Genomic DNA, 22,343 nt, shown 5'->3' on the forward strand with positions numbered 1-22,343 from the left:
AGACGGAGAGTCGTTTTAGGTTAGCCTTACCTAAGTAAACGCAGGTCCTGAGGGCATGCCCCTTTTCCCTGTCACGTCAGCGAAAGAAGCCATGTCCATTCAGTTACCGCCGTCCGCCGCGCCGCGATCTGCCTACCCGGTGGAGATGCTGCCCATGCCCGTCCGTGACCGCCTCCTCGAAATGGCACAGGGCGAGACGCCGGTCTCCGCCTACCTGTACGACGGCGCGGTGGCCGCCGAGCGGGCCCGCGAACTCCGCGCGGCGCTGCCGGAGTGGGCGGCCGTCTACTACGCGGTCAAGGCCAACTCCTTCCCCGGCGTCGTCGCGGCCCTGGCCCCGCACGTGGACGGGTTCGAGGTCGCCTCCAGGTCCGAGCTGGACCTCGCCCTGAGCCTCGCCGGCACGCCACGCGTCGTGGCCGCGGGACCCGCCAAGTCCGTCCCGCTCCTGACCGCCCTGGTCGGCGCCGGTGTGGAGGCGATCAACGCCGAGAGCCTTCTGGAGCTCCACCGGATCAGCCGGATCGCGGTCGCCCAGGGCGTCACGGCCAAGGTGGCGCTGCGGGTGAACCCGGCCGCGATCCCCGTCACGGGGTCCCTGCACATGGGCGGCGTGCCCTCCCAGTTCGGCGTTGCCGAGCCCGACGTGCCCGAGGTGCTGCGCGCGGCCGCCCGGCTGCCCGGCCTGGACCTGGTCGGCTTCCACGTCCACGCCGCCTCCGGCAACCTGGACGCCGAGGCCCACGCCGCGTACCTGCGCTGGTGCCTGGACTGGAGTGTGCGGACCGCCGCGGCGGGCGGCGTCGAACTGCGCCACGTCGACATCGGCGGCGGCATCGGCGTCGCGTTCGAGGACGAGAAGCCCTTCGACGTCGCCCGCTTCGGCGAGCTGGCCGCGCAGGCCGAGCCGCCGCCGGGTGTGCGGGTGGTGCTGGAGCCCGGCCGGTTCCTGGTCGCCGACTGCGGCTGGTACGCCGCCGAGGTGACGGACGTCAAGACCTCGTACGGGCAGCGGTTCGTCGTCCTGCGCGGCGGCATCAACCACTTCCAGCTCCCCACGTCCTGGGACATCGTGCACAACATCGCGGTGCTCCCGGTCGAGCGCTGGCCCGAGGGCTGCCCCCGGCCCGCCGCCGAGGACGCCGAGGTGACGGTCGTCGGCGAGCTGTGCACGCCGGAGGACACCCTGCTGCGAGACGTCCGGGTCGCCCGCGTACGCGCCGGGGACCTGGTCGTCTTCCCCAACGCGGGCTCCTACGGGTGGGAGTTCGCCATGCATTCCTTTCTCGGTCACCCGATCGCCGAACGTCACCTGCTCTGAGCCCTACCGGCCCGCCGGGCCGTATCGTCGTCGTCCTTCTCTGCCATCCGGAGCCTTGATGACTCTGCATCCGACCGACCTCGACCCCGCCCTCCGCATCGACGCCGTGCTGCGGCGGCAACGTGACCGGGAGTCCTCGGCGCGGACCTATGCCCGTTCGTTCCCGGTCGTCCCGGTACGCGCGCAGGGCATGACGATCGAGGGCGCCGACGGCCGCCGCTACCTCGACTGCCTCTCCGGCGCGGGCACCCTCGCGCTCGGCCACAACCACCCGGTGGTGATCGAGGCCATCAGGCGCACCGTGGACAGCGGGGCCCCGCTGCACGTGCTCGACCTGGCCACGCCGGAGAAGGACGAGTTCACCGAGGCGCTGTTCGCCACCCTGCCGCCGGCCTTCGCCGAACGCGCACGCGTGCACTTCTGCGGGCCCGCCGGGACCGACGCGGTGGAGGCGGCGCTGAAGCTCATGCAGACCGCCACCGGCCGGCGCGGGCTGCTCGCCTTCACCGGCGCCTACCACGGCATGACCGCGGGCGCCCTGGCCGCCACCGGCAGCGTCGCGGTCAAGGAGCCGGTGGCCGGGATCGCCGCGGACGTCACCCGCCTGCCGTACCCCTACTCCTACCGCTGCCCGTTCGGCATCGGCGGGGAGTGGGGCGCGGAGCTGTCGGCCGCGTACACCGAGCGGCTGCTCGACGACCCCTCCGGCGGCGTGGTGCCGCCGGCCGCGATGATCCTGGAGGCGGTGCAGGGCGAGGGCGGCGCGGTGCCCGCGCCCGACTCCTGGATGCGGCAGATGCGCCGGATCACCGCCGAGCGCGGCATCCCGCTGATCGTGGACGAGGTGCAGACCGGCGTGGGGCGGACCGGCGCGTTCTGGGCGATCGAGCACAGCGGGGTCATCCCCGACGCGATGGTGCTGTCCAAGGCCGTCGGCGGCAGCCTGCCCCTGGCGGTGGTGGTCTACCACGAGGACTACGACGGCTGGCGGCCCGGCGCGCACACCGGCACGTTCCGGGGCAACACGCTGGCCATGGCGGCCGGGACCGCGACCCTGCGGTACGTCGCCCGCGAGGGGCTGGCCGAGCGGGCCGCCGCGGTCGGCGCCCGGATCACGGCCCGGCTCGACGGGCTGCGCCGCGAGCTGCCCGCCATCGGCGACGTGCGCGGGCGCGGTCTGATGATCGGGGTCGAGCTCGTCGATCCCGAGGGCGAGCGCGACTCCTGCGGCGCTCGGCCGGCGGCCCCGCGGACGGCGGCCGCGGTCCGCGCCGCGTGCCTGGACCGCGGCCTCATCGTGGAGCTGGGCGGCCGCCACGACTCGACCGTCCGGCTGCTGCCCCCGTTGATCATCACGGACGAGCAGGCGGAGGCCGTGCTGGACCGCCTGTCCGACGCGATCGCCGAGGTGACGGCTCCCCGCCTCACAGGACGACCGGCATGACGGCGAACGACGCCCCACCCCACCGCACGACCGGCATCACCGCCGTCCCGACCGACGGGGTGACCGGTATGAGTGCGTCTGCGTCCGCCCTGTCCGGGGGCGTCTCCGGCGCGGCCGCTCTGGAGCCTCTGGTGCGTGCCGTGCTGGACGCCCTCGCCGAGGGCGCGGCACGGCGCGGCGGGCCGATCCCCGCCGGCACGCCCCAGGAGCTCGCCGCCCGGGTGGCCCGGGTCTTCGCCGAGCCGGGCGGTGAAGACGCCCTCCACCGGCTGACCGCGCTGGTGGCCGCCGGCAGCGCCGACCCGGCCGACCCGGCCTGCGCCGCGCACCTGCACTGCCCGCCGCTCGCCGTGGCCGTGGCCGCCGACCTGGCGATCTCCGCGCTCAACCCGTCCCAGGACTCCTGGGACCAGGCCCCCGCCACCACCGCCCTGGAGACCCTCGTCCTTGGCGAGCTGGCCGCGATGGCGGGATACCCGTCCACGGCCGCGGGGGTGCTCACCTCCGGCGGCACCGAGTCCAACCTCATGGGCCTGATGCTGGCCAGGGACCGGGTCCTGGGGCGCGCGACCGGACGCAGGATCGAACACCACGGCCTGCCCGCGAGCCCGCCGCAGGCGCGGATCTTCGCCTCCGCCGCCGCCCACTTCTCGGTACGCCGCGCCGCCGCCCTGCTCGGCCTGGGCGAGGACGCGGTCGTGACCGTCCCCGTGGACCGCGAGCTGCGGATGAAACCGGAAGCACTGGCGGGCGTGCTGCGCGAATGCGTACGGCGGGGCGAGCTGCCGATGGCCGTGGTCGCCACGGCCGGCACCACCGACACCGGGGCGATCGACCCGCTGGAGGCCTGCGCGAGCCTGGCCGCCGAGCACGGCGCCTGGTGCCACGTGGACGCCGCCTACGGCGGCGGCGCCCTGCTGTCCGACCGGCTGGCGCCGCTGCTGGCGGGCCTCGGCCGGGCCGACTCGGTGTCCCTGGACTGGCACAAGCTGGGCTGGCAGCCCGCCGCCGCGGGCGTCTTCCTGGTACGGCAGGCCGAGTCGTACGCGTCGCTGGCCCGCCGCGCGGCCTACCTCAACCCGGCCGACGACGAGGAGGCCGGCTACACCAGCCTGCTGGGACTCTCCCTGCGCACCACGCGCCGCCCCGACGCCTTCAAGATCGCCGTCACGCTCGGCGTGCTCGGCAGGGACGGCCTGGGCCGCCTCGTGGACGCCTGCCACGCCCTGGCGCGCGCCGGGGCGGCGGCCGTCCGCGCCCATCCCCGGCTGGAGCTGCACGCCGATCCGGTGCTGACGGCGTTCCTCTTCCGGTACGTCCCCGCGGACCCCGCGCGGGCGGACCGGGTGAACGCCGGGCTGCGGCGCCGCCTGCTCCGCGAGGCACGCGCCGTCGTCGGCCGCACCGAGCTCCCCGGTGAGGGGCCGGGCCGGGTCCGGCTCAAGCTCACCCTGCTCAACCCGCACACGACCGCGGCCGAGGTGGAGCGGCTCGTCCATCTGGTCGCCGCCGCGGGCCAGGCCGAGGAGGAGGCGCCGTGAACGACCCCCTCGACCATCCCGATCCCTTCAGGGCGGGTGAGGCCGCGGCGACGGAGACGCTCCTCCGCGCGTACGTGCGCGAGACGGCGGCCCCGGTCCCGGCCGCCGGTGAGGACCTGGTGCTCGCTTTCCCCGCGAGCGGCGTCCGGCTGCGGGTCCCGGTGCGGTACCGGTCGGCGACCGGCTGGCACCGCTTCGGCGAGCCACGCATCATCACGGAGCCCGCCGGCGCCACTGAGCCGACCGGTGCGGCCGAACCCGCCGGACCTGCCGAGGCCGGCCAGCCCGCCGGTGCCGCGCTCGTGGCCGCGGCCGCGATCGGTGAAGCCGTCGCCGGGCGGCGGTTGCCGGGGTATCTCGGGTCCGATGCCGTCGCCCGGGTGCTGGACTCTGCTCGCCGTACCGGGACCCATCTCGCGCGACGGCGCGCCGAGGGCCGGGAGGCGGAGGTGACGCCGTTCCTGGAGGCCGAGCAGGCGCTGTTGCTGGGGCATCCGTTCCATCCCGCGCCCAAGAGCCGGCAGGAGGCGTCCGACGGCGAGCTCGACGCGTACTCGCCCGAGTTGCGCGGCTCGTTCCGGCTGCACTGGTTCGCCGCCGATCCCGCCATCGTCGTGGGAGAGAGCGCGGGCGGGCGGTCCCCGGCCGAGCTGCTGCGGAGCCTCGCCGCCGGCGTGGAACCGCCCGCCGGCGCGGTCCCCGTCCCCGTCCATCCGTGGCAGGCCCGCGAGGTGCTGCGCCGTCCCGAGGTCGCCGCGCTGGTGGAGGCGGGGCTGCTGCGCCCGCTCGGCGAGGCGGGACCCGCCTGGCATCCGACCTCCTCGCTGCGCACCGTCCACCGGCCAGAGGCGGAGGTGATGCTCAAGCTCTCCCTCGGCATGCGGATCACCAACTCCCGCAGGAACAACCTGCGCGGCGAGCTGCGCCTCGGCGTCCGGGCCGCCCGCCTGCTGGCCGCCGGACCGGGCGACTGGCTGCGCGCCGAGCACCCGGAGTTCGCGATCCTGCGCGACTTCGCCTGGATCTCGGCGGGCGCCGACGGTCCGGAGACCGGGTTGGAAACCGCGATCCGCGACAACCCGTTCCGCGGCGGCCCCGGCGACGGGCAGTGCGTGGCCGGGCTGCTGGCGGAGCGCACGGGCCCGGGCGACGGCACACCGCCCCGGCACCGCGCGCTGCTGGCCGCCGCCGTGGAGCACGCCTCCCGGGCACTCGGCGTGTCCCCGGCGGAGGCGTCGGCCCGCTGGCTGGCCCGCTATCTCGACGTGCTGGCCGTGCCGCTGATCACGCTGCAGGCCCGGTACGGCGTCGCGCTGGAGCCCCACCACCAGAACACCCTCGTGGCGCTGGACGCCGACGGCCTGCCCCGGGCGGGCTGGTACCGGGACAGCCAGGGCTACTACGTGGCCGCCTCCAGGGCGGGCGAGCTGGAGCGCCTGCTGCCCGACCTGGCCGACGGCCTGGAGCTGGTCTTCGACGACGACTTCGTGGACGAGCGGGTGGCCTACTACCTGGGGGTCAACAACCTGTTCGGCCTGGTGGGCGCGTTCGGGGCGCTGGGGCTCGCCGACGAGGGCGACCTGCTGCGCGTGCTGCGGGCCGGGCTGGAGCGGCTCCGGGCGGCGGAGCCCGGCGCGAAGGGCCTGCTCGACCTGCTGCTCGACGCGCCGTCGCTGCGTTGCAAGGGCAACTTCCTGACCTGCGTGGACGGCCGCGACGAGCTCGTCGGCGACGTGCACACCCAGTCCGTCTACATCGATCTTCCCAACCCTCTCACGGAGGTGCAGCGGTGACCACGTACGACCTGGTGGGAGTGGGCATAGGCCCGTTCAACCTGTCCCTGGCCGCGCTCAGTGACGGCGTGCCGGGGCTGCGCACGCTCTTCCTGGACGGCAAGCGGGCCTTCTCCTGGCACCCCGGCCTGCTGCTGGAGGGGACGGTGCTGCAGGTGCCGTTCCTCGCCGACCTGGTCACCATGGCGGATCCGACCAGCCCCTGGTCGTACCTGAACTATCTGCGCAGCCACGACCGGATGTTCCCGTTCTTCTTCTCCGAGCGGTTCCACATCCCGCGCCGCGAGTACGACCACTACTGCCGCTGGGTCGCCGAGCGGCTGCCGTCGTGCCGGTTCGACGCCGAGGTGACCGCCCTGGAGTGGGACGAGACGGCCGCGGCGTTCGCGGTGACGTACCGGTCCTCCGCCGGGGAGACCGCGCGGGTCCTGGCCCGGCAGGTGGTGCTGGGCGTCGGGACGCAGCCGGTCGTCCCCGAGCCGCTGCGCCCGCTGATGACGCAGGCGCACGCCGGCCGCGTGCTGCACAGCGCCGACTACCGGGTCCACCGGGACCGGCTCGCCGCCGCGCCGGACGTCACGGTGATCGGCGCCGGCCAGTCGGGGGCGGAGGTGGTGCTCGACCTGCTGCGGGAGGGCGGGCCGTTCGTCCGATGGCTGGCCCGCACCCCGGCCTTCGCGCCCATGGAGTACTCGAAGATCGGCCTCGAGCACTTCACGCCCGACTACATCAGCTACTTCCGCGGGCTCCCGGAGGCCGAGCGGGAACGGCTGGTCCGCGAGCAGTGGCAGCTGTACAAGGGGGTCAGCGCGGAGACGCTGGCCGACATCCACGACGAGCTGTACGAGCGCACCATCGGCGGCGCCGAGCCGCCCGCCGCGCTGCACCCGGGGGTGGAGGTCACGGCGGTCTCCGCCGACGCCGACGGCTACACGCTGACCTGCCGCCACAGCCCGCAGGAGGCGGTCTTCCAGATCCGCACCTCGGCCGTGGTCTCCGCGACCGGGTACGCCGCCCGCCGCCCCGCGTTCCTGGAGCCGCTGTCCGACCTGATCGACTGGGACGACAAGGGCCGCTACCAGGTCGACGGCTCCTACCGGGTGGCACTCGACCCGCGCGTGTCCGGGGGGATCTACGTGCAGAACGCCTCCCTCCACACCCACGGCGTCGGCGAGCCCGACCTGACGCTCGGCGCGTGGCGGGCCGCGACCATACTCAACGCGGTCGCCGGCCGCACCGTGCTGCCCGTCCCGGACCGGGTGGCCTGGACGACCTTCGGCGCGCCGCGCGTCCCCGAGGCCGCCGGCGTGGAGGAGCCTCGTTCGGTGGGCTCACTGCGGTGAGCCGCGCCAAGCTCGTGCTCATCTCGGTGATCGGGCTGCATCTGGTCGCCGAGACCGCGCTCACCCCTTTCCTGCCCCAGCTGTTCGACCGGCTGTACGCCGTCGACGAGCCCGGCGCGACCGGGCTCTATCTGTGGATCTGCCGCATCGTCGGGCTGGCCGCGCTGCCGCTGTGGGGGCTGGCGGCCCGGCGGTGGCCGCTGCACCGGCTGGTCCTGGCCGGGCTGTGCGGCTCGGCCGTGCTCGACCTGCTGCTCGGGCTCGCCCCCAGCTACGCCGCCTACACGGCGCTGTCGGCAGCCGTGGTGACCACCAACAGCGCGTTGCTGCTGGCGTACCCGGCGTTCATCGCCGAGCACGATGCCGGCCCGGCGGGCGGGGAGCGCGCCAGGCTGGCCGGGATCTGCTCGATCGTGGTGGTCTTCCACGTGTCCGTCGTGGTGGCGACGATGGTCGGGGCCGGGGTGCTCGCGCTGCCCGAGCCGCGGGTCGGCATCTCCGCGTTCGCCGTGCTCGACGTGCTCCTCGCCGTGCTCACCTACCGTGTGCTGGGCAAACGCGCTCCCGCCGGCGTGACGGAAGCGGCCCCGGACGCCGGGGTGCGCAGGCGGGGCGTGGGGCTGGCGGCGCTGGCCCAGGCGGCGCTGATCGGGGTGGCGTTCGACTTCGCGGTCAACGTGGCGCGGCCCTTCTTCACCGAGTTCGCCGACGACCTGGGGAGCGGCTCCGCCGGGTCCGCGGTGCTGTTCTTCCTGCCCAGCGTGGCCGCGCTGGCCGTGCTGCCCTTCGTGCGCCGCTGCCACGACCTGCTCGGGGACCGGCTGCTGCCGCTGGCCCTGGCCGTGGCCGCCGCCGGGCTCGCCTGGCAGGCGCTGTCGCCGTCGTTGGCCGGGCTGGCCGGGGGGCGGTTGCTGTTCGGCGTCGGCCTCGGCCTCGGGCAGGTCGCGGTGGAGCTGTGGGTGTTCCGGGCCACCGGCACGGCGGGGCCCGCGTTCACCGTCGTGGAGACCGCCCGGTCGGCGGGCCTGCTCGCCGCGCCGGTGGCCGCCGCGGCCGCGGTCTCGTACGACCTCGCGCTGCCCCTCGCCGTCGCGGCGGCCGTGCACCTGATCGCCACCGGCCTGTCGCTGCGGCGCGTCCCCGTCCCCCTGCCGGAACCCGCCCTCGCCTACTCGAAGGAGACCTCCTGATGACCCGCCCCACCCGCGACGCCTGGCGGCAGGCCGGCCGCCGCCTGCTCACCAAGGCGGTCGAGGAGTTCGCCTACGAGGAGCTGCTCCGCCCGGAGCCCGACCCCGGCTCCGGCCCCGACGCCTACCGGCTGGAGCTGGGCGAGGGCGTCCGCTGGACGTTCCGCGCGGCCCGCGGCACGTTCGGGACCTGGCGGCTGGTGGACGGCACGCTGCGGCGGCATCCCGAGGACAGCGAGGCCGGGCCCGAACGGCTGCTGCTCGACGCCAGGGCGCTCCTCGGCTGGGACGGCCCGACCACCGCCGAGGTGCTGCGCGAGCTCATCGCGACCCGGCGGGCGGAGGCTGAGCTGATCTCCCGTGCCGTGACCGCCGCCGAGCTGGCGGAGCTGGACCACCTGGAGCTGGAGGCGTACCAGGACGGCCATCCCTGCATGCTGCTCAACAAGGGCCGGCTTGGGTTCGCCGCCTCCGACGCGGCGGCCTACGCCCCCGAGTCGGCCGGCGCCGTCCGGCTGCTGTGGGCGGCCGTGCACACCTCGCTGGCCGACTACTCCGGCGTCCCCGGGCTCGACGCGGAGACGCTGCTGGCCGAGGAGCTGGACGACGAGACCCGCAAGCGGTTCGCCGACCTGCTGGACGACGCGTTGGCGAACCCTGCCGCGTACGTCTGGCTGCCCGTCCACCCCTTCCACTGGGACGAGGCCGTCGAGACCCTCTTCGCCCCCTACCTCGCCGACGGCCGGATCGTGCTTCTCGGCGAGGGCCCGGACCGCTACCGGCCGCTGCAGTCCATCCGCACCCTGGCCAATCTGGACCATCCGCACCGCAGGAACGTCAAGATGCCGCTCGCCATCCGCAACACACTGGTGTGGCGGGGGTTGTCCACCGAGCCGACGCGGGCCGCGCCCGACGTGACCGCCTGGCTGCACGCGCTCCGCGACGGTGACCCGTACCTGCGGGACGAGCTGCGCTTCCACCCGCTGGGCGAGGTGGCCGCCGTCGCCGTGCGCCACCCCCTGTACGACGCGGTGGGCGACGCGCCCTACCGCTACCACGAGCTGCTCGGCGCGGTGTGGCGCGAGCCGGTGACGGCGCTGCTCCGCGAGGGCGAGCGGGCCAGGACCATGGCGGCCCTGCTGAAGGTCGGCTCGGACGGGCGCGCACTGGCGGCCGAGCTCGTGGCACGCTCCGGGCTCGACGCCCGGGCGTGGCTGACCCGGTTCCTGGCGGCGCTGCTGCCCGGCCTGCTGCACTACCTCTACCGGTACGGCGTGGCGTACTGCCCGCACGGCGAGAACACCGTGATCCTGTACGACGCCGCCGACGTCCCCGTGGGCGTCGCGCTCAAGGACTTCGCCGAGGACGTCAACCTGCTGCCCGAGCGCCGCCCCGAGTACGCGGGCCTGTCGCCGCGCGCCGACGCGGTGCTGCTGCGCTGGCCGGCGGGCGAGCTGGCGCACTCACTGCTCAGCGCCGTCTTCGCCGGCCACTTCCGGTTCTTCGCCCCCTTGGCCGAGGAGCACCTCGGCGTGCCGGAGGAGGAGTTCTGGGGCCTGGTCCGCGCCGAGATCGAGCGCTACCACGCCCGCTTCCCCGAGCTGAAGGACAGGTTCGAGGCGTTCGGCCTGTTCGCGCCAGAATTCGACCGGGTGGCGCTCAACCGGGAGCAGCTGCTCGGCGGCGGCTTCCACGACCGCGCCGAGCGCGACGAGGGCTTCGACGTCGTCCACGGCACCGTCCCCAACCCGCTGGCTCGCGAGGGAGCGCCGCCGCACGGCGTGGGCCCTGAGAAGGCGGCGGCATGTGGCGACCGAGTCGGCCTCACAGAGTGAGACCAATGAACACAGCGGGAGCTGATATGACCTATGAATGGCTGCGTGCCGAGGCCGAGGCGGGCCGGGTCGAGGAGGTGATCGTCAGCCTTCCCGACCTGCAGGGCCGACTGCAGGGCAGCCGCCTTGCCGTGCCGTACTTCCTGGACGAGGCGGCCCGGCAGGGCTTCGGCGCCTGCGTGTACCTGCTGGCCACCGACGTCGAGATGGACACCGGGCCCGGCTACGCCATCGACGCGTGGAACACCGGTTTCGGCGACTTCGTCCTGCGCCCCGACCCCGCCACGCTGCGCGCGCTCCCCTGGGACCCGGGCACCGCGCTCGTCATCGCCGACGCCGTGTGGCCGGGAGGGCAGCCGGTCGAGGTGGCCCCGCGCCGCGTGCTGCGCACACAGCTCGACCGGCTGGCCGAGCGCGGGCTGGCCGCGTACGCCGGGACCGAGCTGGAGTTCCTGGTGTTCGGCGACAGCTACCGGGACGCCTGGGAGCGCCGCTACCACGGCCTGCGTACCGGCACCCGCTACAACGTGGACTACTCGCTCCAGGGCCTGGCCGAGATCGAGCCCGTGGTGCGCCGCATCCGCCGGGAGATGGTCCGCGCCGGGCTCACCATGGAGACCGCCCGCGCCGAGTGCCACGCCGGCCAGTACGAGATCGTCTTCCGCTACGACGAGGCCATGGCGACCTGCGACAAGCACGTGTTCTTCAAGAACGGCGCCAAGCAGATCGCCGCCCAGGAAGGCGTCGCGCTCACGTTCATGCCCAAGTTCGACGAGGGCGAGGGCAACTCCTGCCACGTCCACCTGTCGTTGCGCGGCGCGGACGGCTCGATCGTCTTCGCCGGGGACGGCGACGACGGGATGTCGGAGCTGATGCGCCACTTCGTCGCCGGGCAGCTCGCCTGCCTGCCCGACCTCGCGCTGCTCATGGCCCCGAACGTCAACTCCTACAAGCGGCTCCAGCCGGGCGCGTTCGCCCCCACCGGCATCACCTGGGGCAGGGACAACCGCACCTGCCCCATCCGCGTGGTGGGCTCGGGCGCGTCGCTGCGCATCGAGCACCGCGTGCCCGGCGGGGACGCCAACCCCTACCTGGCCGTCGCCGCCGTGCTGGCCGCGGGCCTGTACGGCATCGAGAACCGGCTGCCCCTGCCCGCGCCGCACACCGCCAACGCGCTGGCCGACCCCTCGGTGCCGCGGCTGCCCACGACGCTGACCGAGGCGCTGCGCCGCTGGGAGAGCAGCGAGATCGCGGCCAAGTCGTTCGGCGACGCGGTGGTCGGCCACTACGCGCAGGCGGCGCGGGCGGAGCTGGCGGCCTTCGAGACGGCGGTCACGGACTGGGAGCGCGTCCGCGGTTTCGAACGGCTTTGACGCGCTCCCCTGGTTGAAACGCGCGGGCCAGCCGCGACCATCCCCGCGTGCGCGGGGAGCACTCTCATTGACCTGGGCGTTTAGCAGCTGTCGACGCCGTTTTAAAGCACTTTAGTGGAATCGGACTCTACGGACTCCCATATGGCCGGGTTGAGTGAAGGCAGTGCATCCCGTCGGATCGCTGGGAGGGATTAGCGCCCCGACAGAACCAGCACCAGCCTGGCCACGCTCACCCGCGTAGCCGGGCTGCCCCACCAACCCGAGCCGGACGATCAGCTCACGCTCGACCTGCAACCCGATACCCAAGGGGGCACCTGATGGTAGCGCTGTGCGATCATGCCCGCGTCGGCGTAGTCCCCCGACGCCGCGGATACGTACTGGCTGCTCGATCGAGGCAAGCCGCCGCTCGGGTGGGCATTCGGCGACCTTCGACCCCTGCTTCGTCGGCTCTGGCCGTCGTCGGTGCGCCCGCGTCCTCGCCGACGCGCAGGACTCCCGTCTGCGCCGCCTGCTCGAGTGGGCCGACGCGGTCTCGAGCGGCGGCTCGGGCAGCGGCCAGGCGGCGGCTCCGGCCGCGACGAGGCCGGACGTCCCATGGCGGCCCACGCTGTCCTCCACCACATGACGGCGCCTGAACCGCGGCGCGGCGGCAGCCGTACCTCCTGACGACTTGCGTTCAGGTCTCAGGAGGACCCCGGCGTCTTTCCAGATGGGCGGGCGATGGCACAGGGCACCAAGCACGGCGACGCGGTGGACACGAGAACGAGCGGCGATCCTCCGCAGATCGCCGGCCATCGCGTCATCCGCCGGCTCGGCGCGGGCGGGATGGGCGTCGTTTACCTGGCGCAGAACCGTTCGCGCAGACTGGTGGCGATCAAGGTCATTCACCGGCACCTCGCCGGCGATCCGGAGTTCCGGCGGCGGTTCCGGCGGGAGGTCGCGACCGCGCGGCGGGTCGCCCGGTTCTCCACGGCTCCGGTTCTCGACGCGGATCTCGACGGGGACACGGCGTACGTCATCACCGAGTACGTGCCGGGGCCGACGTTGTACCGCGCGGTCAAGGAGTGGGGGCCGATGTCGGGCTCGGAGCTCGACGGGCTCGCCATGAGCACGGCGGTCGCGCTGGGGGCGATCCACGCGGCTGGGGTCGTCCACCGGGACCTCAAGCCGTCGAACGTGCTGCTGTCGCCCGTGGGGCCGAAGGTCATCGACTTCGGGCTGGCCTTCGCGGCCGACTCCACCACGCTGTCGGTCACCCGGATGGGCACGCCCGCGTACATGTCTCCGGAGCAGGTGCGGGGCCTGCCGCTGTCGCCGGCCTCGGACGTCTTCGCGTGGGGCGGCGTCATGGTCTTCGCCGCCAGCGGGCGGCCGCCGTTCGGGTCGGGACAGGGGCACGACGTGCTGTACCGGGTGATCCACGACGATCCGGTGGTCCCCGCGCTGGACGGCGTGCTCGGTGAGCTGGTGTGGCGGGCGCTGAGCAAGGACCCGGCGGCGCGGCCGACGGCCGCGGAGCTCGTGGACGCCCTGTCCGGGGGCATCACGACAAGACTGCCGCCGCTCGTCGTCCCGCCCGGGCCCGGCGCTCGGCCCGGGAGCGCTTCTGGCGACACCCCTTTGACCCTTCCGGGGAACGCCGATCGGGAGGCGACCTACGCCCCGCTCCGGAGCGTCCGGCACGACGCGGCCTACGCCCCTCCCCGGAGCGCCTCACACGAGGCGCACCGAAGCGCTCCTCAGGACACGACCGGCTTGACCCCCTGGGCCGCCGAGGAGAACGGGACCGGCTCCCTCCCTTGGAGCGCGGCAGGAGACCCGCCGGGCGCGCTTCTCTGGGACGCCGCAGGAGACGAACCCGCCTCCCGCCCCTGGGACGGCGCAGGAGACGCACCCCGCTCCCGTCCCTGGGAGGCCGCAGGAGACGCGCCCGGTGTCCTGCGTTGGAGCGCTCCTGGAGACGTGCCCGCGATCAGCCCCGACCCGGCCAGGGGTCCTGTGCGGCGCGGGCCCGCGACGGCGCCGGCCCTCGCCGGGGCTCCCGCTCGAGGCGCGTCCCGCCGCGGCTTCCCGGGCGCCGATCCCAGGCAGGCGCAGCCGATCGCCCCCGAGCCGAGCACCGGGACGGGCAGGCGGCGCAGACGCCGTCGCCCCGCGTACGGGCGCCGGGTGCTGGGCGGCGCGGCGCTCGCCCTCGTGGCGGTGGCCACGGTCCTCGTCTCCCAAGCCGTCACCGACGGCGGCCCCCTGGTCCCCGGCCTGTCCGAGCGGCCCTCCGGGATCTCCGCCCTCACGGAGAAGGCCGGCGCGCGGTGGCGGGAGCTCCCCGGCCAGAACCCGCTCCGCGCCGGCGACGACGTGCGCTTCTACGTGCAGCCCGACACCGAGGCGGCACAGCAGGCACGGACCTGGTCGGTGCAGGGCAGGACGGCCGACGCCGCCCTCATGCGGGCCCTGTCGGAGGTCCCGGCGGCCATCTGGCTGGCCGGCGGCGAGCCCGCCGACGTCTCCCGCACGGTACGCGAGGCGGTCACCCGGGCGGCCCGGCAACGGACGGTCCCGGTGTTCGTCACCAACAACATCCCGGCCCGTGACTGCTGGAACGGCGGCGCCCCGAACGCCGAGGCGTACCGGGCGTGGATCGACGCGGTGGCCGAGGGCATCGGGAACCGGTCAGCGGTCGTCGCCCTGGAGCCCAGCGGCCTGGCCCGGATGCCGGGCAGCCCGGAGTGCCCGCAGGGCGGGCAGGCGGCCGCCACCCAGCGCTACAGCGATCTGTCCTACGCCGTGGAGGCCCTCACGGGGCTCGGGAGCACCGCCGTCTATCTCGACGGCGGGCTGGCGGGGTGGCCGGGATTCACGCAGATGGCCGACCGGCTGGTCAACGCGGGGGCGGTCCGCGCCGACGGCTTCTACGTCAACGTCGTCGGCTACCGCACCACCGAGCAGTCGCTCACGTACGCCTCCCAGCTGTCCAAGTGCGTCTACCTCAGAGCAGCCGCGCGGACGGCCTCGTGCGCCGCCGGGAACCTCGCCGCCGTGCCGGACGACGCGCCAGGCCTGCCGCACTTCGTCGTCGACACGAGCCGGAACGGGACGGGCGAGTGGCAACCGCCGGCCGGGCGGTTCCCGGCGCCGGACGAGTGGTGTAATCCTCCCGGCAGGGGCGCGGGGGCGCGGCCGACCACCGACACCCGGAACTCGCTGGCCGACGCGTTGTTGTGGCTCAACAGCCCGGGGTTCTCCAACGGTCAATGCACCCGGGGCACGTCGGGACCGGCGGATCCGGCGTACGGCATCGTCACTCCGGCCGCCGGCCAGTGGTGGCCCGACCAGGCTCTGGAGCGGGCGCGGAACGCGGTGCCGCCGCTGACCCCGTAACGTTCACGCGTACTTGCCCACAAGGGGGACGAACTGGGCGGGCGTCAGCGCCCGCCGCCGTTCCAGGCGTCCTCGCCGCTTGGCGTACAGCGTGACGACGTCGGCCACGACCGACGCGATGGGGATGACGAGCCGGCCGCCCTCCGCGAGCTGCTCGGCCAGCGGCGCGGGGACCGTGGCGGCCGCCGCGGACACGATGACCGCGTCGAAGGGGGCGTGCTCGGGCAGGCCGGCGGTGCCGTCGCCGACCACGACCTCGACGTTGGCCACGCCCATGGCCGCCAGGTTGGCCCGTGCGTGCTCGGCCAGGTCGGCGTAGCGCTCCACCGAATACACGCGGTCGGCCAGGTGCGCCAGCAGGGCGGTCTGGTAGCCGTACCCGGTGCCGACCTCCAGGACGACGTCCGTTTCCGTCAGGAGGAGTGCCTCGATCATCTGGGCGACCAGGGACGGCTGCGAGGTGGGCTGCCCGTGGCCGATGGGGATCGGCTCGTCCCGCTCGGCGCGCGCGACCGAGCGCGGCGGCACGAACCGGTCGCGCGGTGTGGCGGCGATGGCGGCCAGCAGGCGCGGGTCGGTCACCCCCATCCGCCGGGCGGCCTCCACCAGCGTCTTCGCCATGACCGACCACTCCCCCGGCGCCCGGAAACCACACCTCCTCATGAGCAGGCCGACTCCCACGCCAGGAACCGCGCCTCCTTGCCCGGTTTCCCCATGTGCCGCCCCATCGCAGGCCGGCGCCAAGGGAGCCGCCGGCCGCGCCCCTCTTCCCAAGAGGACCTCTGGCTCTCACCCTCGAACAGGCCGGTCACGGAGCCTTCGAGGAACAACTCGCAGATGGCGCGCGCCGGCAGCGGCGCGATGGACAGTACGGCCGGCCTGTCGGCGGGAAGCCTTCGGGCAGGGGCGGCGTGTTGGTGGTGACCAGCTGCGCCAGGCCGGCCTTCTCCAGCCGCTCGCCCGCGTCGCCGGAGAACACCTCGTGGGTGGCGGCCGCGATGACGTGGGTGGCGCCCCGGTCGGCGAGCGCCTCGGCGCGCGGTGTCCACGTGCCGGGTGACGTGCTCGGCCAGCAGCGGGAGCGCGTGCAGATGGTCCACCGGGCCGTCGGAGAACCCCTGCACCTGCGCCGTGTGGAGATCGACGACCATGAGCCGGTCGGCCCCCGGCGGCGGCGAACAGGTCGGCCATCCGCCGGGCCGAGATGGGCTCGCGGCCGCGGTGCTTTTTTTCCTGGCGGGCGTAGCCGGAGAACGGCGCCACGACGGTGATGCGCCGCGCCGAGGCGCGCTTGAGCGCGGAAACGCACCGCTACCGGCCCATCGCGGGCTGCCGGCGTTCCTCGACGTACGACTTCAGCCGCATCAGGTCGTCCCTGAGCCTGGTCGCCGGGTCCGCGCCCAGCAGCCGCGCGACGGCGTGACCGGCGGCCCCCATGACCGGGTTGTAGGTCAGCTCCACCTGCACCCGCGTCCGACCGCCCTCCTCGGGCGCCAGCCGCACCGCGCCCGTGTGCGCGATCAACTGGCCCTCGGTGGACTTCCACGTGATGTGCTTGCCCTCCTCGCGGCTGGTCTCGACGGCGTCGAACCTGATGGGCCGGCCCGCGGGGCCGCTGATCTCCCAGTGGGAACGGACGCCGTCGGCGGATCGCCGGACCTCCCGGACATCGGGCATGAACGTCGCGAAGACGGAGTAGTCGCTCACCAGCGGCCAGATCTCCTCCGGAGGCGCGGCGATCGAGACGGCGCGGTTGACGTCGACGGCCCGACGGCCGGCGTTGATGCCCGTCAGCCGGCGCAGGGGGAGGTTCGTGGCGGCGCGGGCGCCCAGCGCGGTCGCGGCGCAGCGTACGCTCCAGGCGACCGGACGGGGGAACCGGCGGGAGAGCCCCCACATCACGGCGGCCGCCGTGCCGGCGAGGAACCTCGCCGAGGGCGCCCAGTGCTGCTGGAGCAGCTCGGGCACGGGTGGCCGGATCCGGCCCCCGCCCTGGAGCTGCGGCACCTGCGACGGGTCGCGGTGCACCCTCCACTGCGCGTCGACGGCCTTCACGCCGGGAATGCGGCGGACCGCCCGCGCCGCCCTCCGCTCCTCGCCCCTGAGCACGTCGCCCTCCAGGCGCGCCACGCGGTCCTGGACGCTCACATGGACGGCGTGCGGATGGGTCAGATAGCGGCCGAGCTCCGCTCGTACGCGCTCGTGCAGGATCCGGTCGTCAGCCGAGCGGCCGGTCAGCCGGAAGCGGGTGCCCGCGGCGAGGCCGCGCGAGCGGTTGCCCAGATCGCGGCTCACGCGGCCGAGACCGTACGACAGCTCGTGAACGGCGTGCGAGGCCTGGTCGCGCATCTTGGCCCGGCGGCTTCGGCCGCGGTCGGGATCGAACAGATACTCCATGGTGGCGCCGGCGGCGGCGCTCGCGCCGAGCATGGCCGCGGTCTTCGCCCACGGGCGTCCTGGTTCTCCGGCCACTGCCGAATCGAGATCACGAGTACGCACGATCTTCCCCCTCTTCCTCCCGTACGAGCGCGGCTACCCCGACCCGTGGACGGCTAACTGGCAGCTCACGGGGTTTGGCCGCGGCCCCGCCCGGGTAGCCGGGTGGCTCGCCACGAGGCGTCGAGGGGCGAGCACCGTGAACCTGGCCGAGAAGCTGATCAGCTCGCACCTGGCCGAGGGGGACATGCGGCCGGGCGGGGAGATCGGGCTGCGCGTCGACCAGGCGCTGATCCAGGACGCCACCGGCACGATGGTGATGCTGGAGCTGGAGGCGCTCGGCCTGGAGCGGGTCCGCACCGAGGTGGCGGCGCAATACGTCGACCACAACCTCCTGCAGTCCGACGAGCGCAACATGGCCGACCACCTGTTCCTGCGCTCGGCCTGCCGTCGGTACGGGATCTGGTACTCGCCGCCCGGCAACGGCGTCTCCCACCCCACGCACATGCAGCACTTCGGCGTGCCGGGCAGGACGCTGGCCGGCGCCGACTCCCACACCTGCGCGGCCGGCTCGCTCGGCATGCTGGCGATCGGCGTGGGCGGTCTGGAGGTGGCGATGGCCATGGCCGGGCAGCCGCTGTACGTGACCATGCCCCACGTCTGGGGAGTCCGCCTGACCGGCGCGCTGCCGGACTGGGTGAGCGCCAAGGACGTCATCCTGGAGCTGCTGCGCCGCCACGGGGTGTCGGGCGGCGTGAACAGGATGGTCGAATACCACGGCCCGGCACTCGGCACGCTGAGCGCGATGGACCGGCACGTGATCGCCAACATGGGCGCCGAGCTGGGCGCCACTACCTCGGTCTTCCCCTCCGATGGGCGGGTGCTGGAGTTCCTGGAATCCCAGGGCCGCGCGGACGACTACACCGAGCTGGTCGCCGACCCGGACGCGGGATACGACGTCGAGGACGAGATCGACCTGTCGGCGCTGGAGCCGCTGATCGCGCGGCCGAGCTCGCCGGGGAACGTGGTCCCGGTGCGGCAGGCGGCGGGCGAGCCGGTCCACCAGGTGGTGGTGGGCTCGTCGGCGAATCCGGGGCTGCGCGACTTCGCGGTGGTGGCGGAGATGCTGCGCGGCAGGCAGGTGCACCCGCAGGTGTCGCTGGAGATCAACCCGACGTCGCGGCAGATCCTGGCCGACCTCACGAAGTCCGGCGCCGTCACCGCGCTGCTCGAAGCCGGCGCCCGCATCCACCAGACCGGCTGCCTGGGCTGCATCGGCATGGGCCAGGCCCCCGCGGTCGGCCGCAACAGCCTGCGTACGTTCCCCCGCAACTTCCCCGGCCGCTCCGGCACCCATGACGACGCCGTGTGGCTCTGCTCGCCGGAGACCGCCGCCGCGTCGGCGCTCACCGGCGCCATCACCGACCCGCGCGACCTCGGCCTGGACCATCCGGAGGTACGGGAGCCGCGCCGGGTCAGCACGATCACCGCCCCGCTGCAGCGGCCCCTGCCGATCGAGGAGGCCCGCGAGGTCGCCCTGGTCAAGGCGGAGAGCATCGGCTCGCTGCCCGAGCTGGACCCGCTGCCCGACTCGCTCACCCTGCCGGTCGTGCTCAAGGTCGGCGACGACGTCTCCACCGACGAGATCATGCCCGCGGGCGCCCGGGCGCTGCCGTACCGGAGCAACATCGCGGCGCTGGCGGACTTCGCCTTCGGGCAGATCGACGACACGTACCCGGAGCGGGCCCGCGCCGCGGGGCCGCACGCCATCGTGGGCGGGCGCAACTACGGGCAGGGCTCCTCCCGCGAGCACGCCGCGATCGTCCCCCGTCATCTGGGACTCCGCGTCGTGATCGCCAAGTCGTTCGCCCGCATCCACTGGCAGAACCTGGCCAACTTCGGCGTGCTGGCGCTGGAGTTCGCCGACGAGTCCGGCTACGACCGGCTCGCCCAGGGCGACGAGCTGCGCCTGGACGGGCTGCGCAAGGCGGTGGAGACCGGCGGCGAGATCACGGCCGACGGCGTCGTGCTCCGGCACCGCCTGTCCGCCCGTCAGCGCGCCATGGTCCTGGCCGGCGGATGGATCTCCCAGGTCAGGAACACCGGCTCCTGACCGGTCCGCCGCCGTCCGCTAAGGCACCGGCGCTCCGGGCCCCGGCTGCCGTCGGCTTCGGGGTGGGCGTCCTGTCCTTCGGCCGCAGGTCGCCCGTGCCCGGGCACACAGGCCGGTCCGTCGCCTCGACAGGCACCGGCGGGGCGGGCAACACCCCCGTGGGTGGCGCCCTGGTCGGCGAGGGCGTCGGCGGCCCGCACAATGGCACCGCCGGCGGTGAGACGGCCCCGGGTCAGTGGTGAGGGGCGCGGCCGCTCTCGCGGTGGCCGGCGCGGCGGAGCCCGAGGAGTTCCTGGCGGGCCGCGGCCTGCTGCAGCGAGAGCCCGGCCTGGATGCCCTGGAAGACCCCCTCCAGCCAGCCGACGAGCTGCCCGTGCAGGATGCGGATCTCCGCCTGCGTCGGCGGCCGGTCGCCGGGGATGTCGGGACGCAGCCGCGCCAGCTCGTCGCGGAGCTCCGGGGCGACGGAGCGGGCGATCTCCTCGATGGCCAGGCTGTGGATCCGGAGGAGCCGCTCGCGCGCGCTCTCGTCCAGCGGCATCCCACGTGCCTCGGTGAGCAGCTGGTGCACCATGGTGCCCACCCGTATGAGGTGTGCGGGCTCCTGCACCTGCTCGATCTCGGCCATCAGCGCCTCTTGCCGCCGCACGGCGTGGCCGCGTCCGCCCCGGCGGGATTCACGGATCTTAGCCATGCTGATCTGTCCTCTGGCGTGCGAATATTCACAATCGCACTTCCCTTGCCCCAAGGCTTCGCACTCAGTCCCGCCGGTCCGGGCAGGCCCGGCGGCATCGGCCATCCCCCGATAGTTGCCGCGATTTCGGGATAGATGCGCTTTAAGGGGATGATGCGAGATGGCACGCACCAACGACGACGTGGCCGCCGTGCTGGAGGAGTACGCCGACCTCCTCGCCATCACCGGTCACGAGGATTTCAAGATCCGCGTCTACCAGAAGGCCGCCCGGTCGATCGGCGCCTACCCGGACGACATCGCCGGCTACGACGCCGCCGCGCTGAGACGGATCCCCAACGTGGGCGAGTCGATCGCCGCCAAGGTCGCCGAATACCTACGATCCGGCACGATGGCGAAGCTGGAGGAGCTGCGTGGCCGCATCCCCGCCGGGGTCCGCGCGCTCACCCACATTCCCGCCCTGGGGCCCAAACGGGCGATGGTGCTGCACGAGCGCCTGGGCGTGGACTCCCCGGCAAGCCTGGAGTCGGCGATCGCCGCCGGCGCCCTGCGCGGCCTGCCGGGCTTCGGCCCCAAGACCGAGGAGAATTTGCTGCACGGCATCGCCCTGCTGCGCGACTCCGGGCAGCGGGTCCACCTGGGCGTGGCCATGCCGCTGGCCGAGGACATCGTGGCGGCGCTGGAGGCGGTGCGGGGCTGCCGGCGATGCGGGTACGCCGGGTCGCTGCGCCGCATGAAGGACACCATCGGCGACATCGACGTCCTGGCCACGTCGGACCGCCCGAGGGTGCTGATGGACGCCTTCGTCGGGCTCTCCCAGGTGACGGAGGTCATCGTCCGCGGCGACAAGAAGACCTCGCTGCGAACCGGCCAAGGGCTGCAGGTGGACCTCCGGGTGGTGCCGCCGGACGCGTGGGGCGCGGCCGTGCAGTACTTCACCGGGTCCAAGGCGCACAACATCCGCACCCGCGAGATCGCCCAGCACCACAAGCTCAAGCTGTCGGAGTACGGCCTGTTCGACGCCGTCACCGAAGAGAAGATCGTCTCCAGGACCGAGGAGGAGGTCTACCAGCGGCTCGGCCTGCCGTGGATCCCGCCGACGCTGCGCGAGGACACCGGCGAGATCGAGGCCGCGCTGGCCGGGGCGCTCCCCGACCTGGTCACCGAGGCCGACGTGCGCGGCGACCTGCACACCCACACCGACCTCACCGACGGCCACGCCTCGCTCGAGGACATGGTCGCCGCCGCGGCCGCGCGCGGGTACGCGTACTACGCCGTCACCGACCACGGGCCCAACCTGTACATGCAGCAGATGACCCTGGGGAAGGCCGTCGCGCAACGCGAGCGGCTGCGCGAGCTGGACGGCGCGTACGGCCCGCGCCTGCTGCACGGCATCGAGCTCAACATCGACCCCGACGGCGAGGTGGACTGGCCGCCCGACGTGCTGGCGGGCTTCGACGTGTGCGTCGCCTCGGTGCACTCCCACTTCGACCTGCCGCGCGACAGGATGACCGGGCGGCTGGTGCGAGCCGCGAAGAACCCGCACGTCAGCATCATCGGCCATCCCAGCGCCCGGCTGATCGGCCGCCGCCCGCCCATCGACGCGGACTGGGACGAGGTCTTCCGGGCGTGCGCGCGCTCCGGGACCGCGCTGGAGATCAACGCCTTCCCCGACCGGCTCGACCTGGCCGCCGAGCTCATCCGGCGGGCGCGGCCGTACGGCGTGAAGTTCGCCGTGGACAGCGACTCCCACGCGGTCGGCCACCTGGCCAACCTGCGTTACGGCATCGGCACGGCCCAGCGAGGCTGGCTCACCGCCGACGATGTGATCAACACCTGGCCCCTGGACCGCCTCACCGCCTTCCTCCGGAAGAACCGCTGA

At 74.0% G+C, this 22,343-nt stretch carries 14 protein-coding genes and 1 pseudogene; 11 read left to right on the forward strand and 4 right to left on the reverse strand.

Annotated features, from left to right (window positions below; all coding sequences use genetic code 11):
- Positions 1–91: 91 nt before the first annotated feature.
- The 9 genes from ID574_RS16840 to ID574_RS16880 all read left to right on the forward strand — a co-directional run bounded on the left by ID574_RS16840 (position 92) and on the right by ID574_RS16880 (position 15,221).
- On the forward strand, positions 92–1,321 hold the full coding sequence (locus ID574_RS16840) for an alanine racemase (RefSeq protein WP_188189838.1): 1,230 nt from the start codon (positions 92–94) through the stop codon (positions 1,319–1,321).
- Between the two features lie 58 nt (positions 1,322–1,379).
- Positions 1,380–2,765, forward strand: a complete 1,386-nt coding sequence (locus ID574_RS16845; protein ID WP_188189839.1) for a diaminobutyrate--2-oxoglutarate transaminase — start codon at positions 1,380–1,382, stop codon at positions 2,763–2,765.
- Positions 2,762–4,306, forward strand: coding sequence for a pyridoxal phosphate-dependent decarboxylase family protein (locus ID574_RS16850; RefSeq protein ID WP_223166771.1), 1,545 nt, complete (start codon positions 2,762–2,764; stop codon positions 4,304–4,306). Before ID574_RS16845 ends, ID574_RS16850 begins: the two co-directional genes overlap by 4 nt.
- Complete coding sequence (locus ID574_RS16855; RefSeq protein WP_188189840.1) at positions 4,303–6,099, forward strand: IucA/IucC family protein; 1,797 nt, start codon at positions 4,303–4,305, stop codon at positions 6,097–6,099. The genes ID574_RS16850 and ID574_RS16855 overlap by 4 nt, the downstream gene beginning before the upstream one ends.
- On the forward strand, positions 6,096–7,442 hold the full coding sequence (locus tag ID574_RS16860) for a lysine N(6)-hydroxylase/L-ornithine N(5)-oxygenase family protein (RefSeq protein WP_188189841.1): 1,347 nt from the start codon (positions 6,096–6,098) through the stop codon (positions 7,440–7,442). Before ID574_RS16855 ends, ID574_RS16860 begins: the two co-directional genes overlap by 4 nt.
- A complete protein-coding gene (locus tag ID574_RS16865) occupies positions 7,439–8,632 on the forward strand; it encodes a hypothetical protein (RefSeq protein WP_188189842.1) in 1,194 nt (397 codons plus the stop codon). Before ID574_RS16860 ends, ID574_RS16865 begins: the two co-directional genes overlap by 4 nt.
- Positions 8,632–10,467, forward strand: coding sequence for an IucA/IucC family protein (locus ID574_RS16870; RefSeq protein ID WP_188189843.1), 1,836 nt, complete (start codon positions 8,632–8,634; stop codon positions 10,465–10,467). Before ID574_RS16865 ends, ID574_RS16870 begins: the two co-directional genes overlap by 1 nt.
- Positions 10,468–10,493: 26 nt before the next feature.
- On the forward strand, positions 10,494–11,840 hold the full coding sequence (locus ID574_RS16875) for a glutamine synthetase family protein (RefSeq protein ID WP_223166772.1): 1,347 nt from the start codon (positions 10,494–10,496) through the stop codon (positions 11,838–11,840).
- Positions 11,841–12,560: 720 nt separating this feature from the next.
- Entirely contained in the window at positions 12,561–15,221 is a 2,661-nt protein-coding gene (locus ID574_RS16880; RefSeq protein WP_188189845.1) for a glycoside hydrolase family 6 protein, read from the forward strand.
- A gap of 3 nt (positions 15,222–15,224) precedes the next feature.
- On the opposite strand, the gene ID574_RS16885 is transcribed toward ID574_RS16880, so the two are convergent.
- The 3 genes and pseudogenes from ID574_RS16885 to ID574_RS16895 all read right to left on the reverse strand — a co-directional run bounded on the left by ID574_RS16885 (position 15,225) and on the right by ID574_RS16895 (position 17,720).
- Positions 15,225–15,842 (reverse strand): protein-L-isoaspartate(D-aspartate) O-methyltransferase, encoded by a 618-nt coding sequence (locus tag ID574_RS16885; RefSeq protein ID WP_188189846.1) that lies wholly within the window; start codon positions 15,840–15,842, stop codon positions 15,225–15,227.
- 173 nt (positions 15,843–16,015) lie between these two features.
- A pseudogene (locus ID574_RS16890) lies at positions 16,016–16,526 on the reverse strand (ribose-phosphate pyrophosphokinase-like domain-containing protein); the annotation flags it as partial.
- Positions 16,527–16,532: 6 nt separating this feature from the next.
- Positions 16,533–17,720, reverse strand: coding sequence for an SRPBCC family protein (locus tag ID574_RS16895; protein ID WP_223166773.1), 1,188 nt, complete (start codon positions 17,718–17,720; stop codon positions 16,533–16,535).
- A gap of 136 nt (positions 17,721–17,856) precedes the next feature.
- On the opposite strand from ID574_RS16895, the gene ID574_RS16900 reads away from it, so the two are divergent.
- On the forward strand, positions 17,857–19,770 hold the full coding sequence (locus ID574_RS16900) for an aconitate hydratase (RefSeq protein WP_223166774.1): 1,914 nt from the start codon (positions 17,857–17,859) through the stop codon (positions 19,768–19,770).
- 232 nt (positions 19,771–20,002) lie between these two features.
- On the opposite strand, the gene ID574_RS16905 is transcribed toward ID574_RS16900, so the two are convergent.
- The gene (locus ID574_RS16905) at positions 20,003–20,464 is read right to left on the reverse strand and encodes a proteasome activator (RefSeq protein WP_188189848.1); all 462 of its coding nucleotides are present in this window, start codon (positions 20,462–20,464) and stop codon (positions 20,003–20,005) included.
- A 160-nt stretch (positions 20,465–20,624) separates the two neighbouring features.
- Here ID574_RS16905 and polX point away from each other — a divergent pair, with 160 nt between their 5' ends.
- Entirely contained in the window at positions 20,625–22,343 is a 1,719-nt protein-coding gene (gene polX / locus ID574_RS16910; protein ID WP_188189849.1) for a DNA polymerase/3'-5' exonuclease PolX, read from the forward strand.

The organism is Nonomuraea sp. SYSU D8015 (assembly GCF_008065375.1).
Taxonomy (GTDB): domain Bacteria; phylum Actinomycetota; class Actinomycetes; order Streptosporangiales; family Streptosporangiaceae; genus Nonomuraea.

Excerpts from the sequence above, each read along its gene's own strand:
- ID574_RS16845 (WP_188189839.1), top strand. The coding sequence starts at position 1,380 with ATGACTCTGCATCCGACCGACCTCGACCCCGCCCTCCGCATCGACGCC.
- ID574_RS16840 (WP_188189838.1), top strand. The coding sequence starts at position 92 with ATGTCCATTCAGTTACCGCCGTCCGCCGCGCCGCGATCTGCCTACCCG.
- polX (WP_188189849.1), top strand. The coding sequence starts at position 20,625 with ATGGCACGCACCAACGACGACGTGGCCGCCGTGCTGGAGGAGTACGCC.
- ID574_RS16850 (WP_223166771.1), top strand. The coding sequence starts at position 2,762 with ATGACGGCGAACGACGCCCCACCCCACCGCACGACCGGCATCACCGCC.
- ID574_RS16875 (WP_223166772.1), top strand. The coding sequence starts at position 10,494 with ATGACCTATGAATGGCTGCGTGCCGAGGCCGAGGCGGGCCGGGTCGAG.
- ID574_RS16880 (WP_188189845.1), top strand. The coding sequence starts at position 12,561 with ATGGCACAGGGCACCAAGCACGGCGACGCGGTGGACACGAGAACGAGC.
- ID574_RS16885 (WP_188189846.1), bottom strand. The coding sequence starts at position 15,842 with ATGGCGAAGACGCTGGTGGAGGCCGCCCGGCGGATGGGGGTGACCGAC.
- ID574_RS16870 (WP_188189843.1), top strand. The coding sequence starts at position 8,632 with ATGACCCGCCCCACCCGCGACGCCTGGCGGCAGGCCGGCCGCCGCCTG.
- ID574_RS16905 (WP_188189848.1), bottom strand. The coding sequence starts at position 20,464 with ATGGCTAAGATCCGTGAATCCCGCCGGGGCGGACGCGGCCACGCCGTG.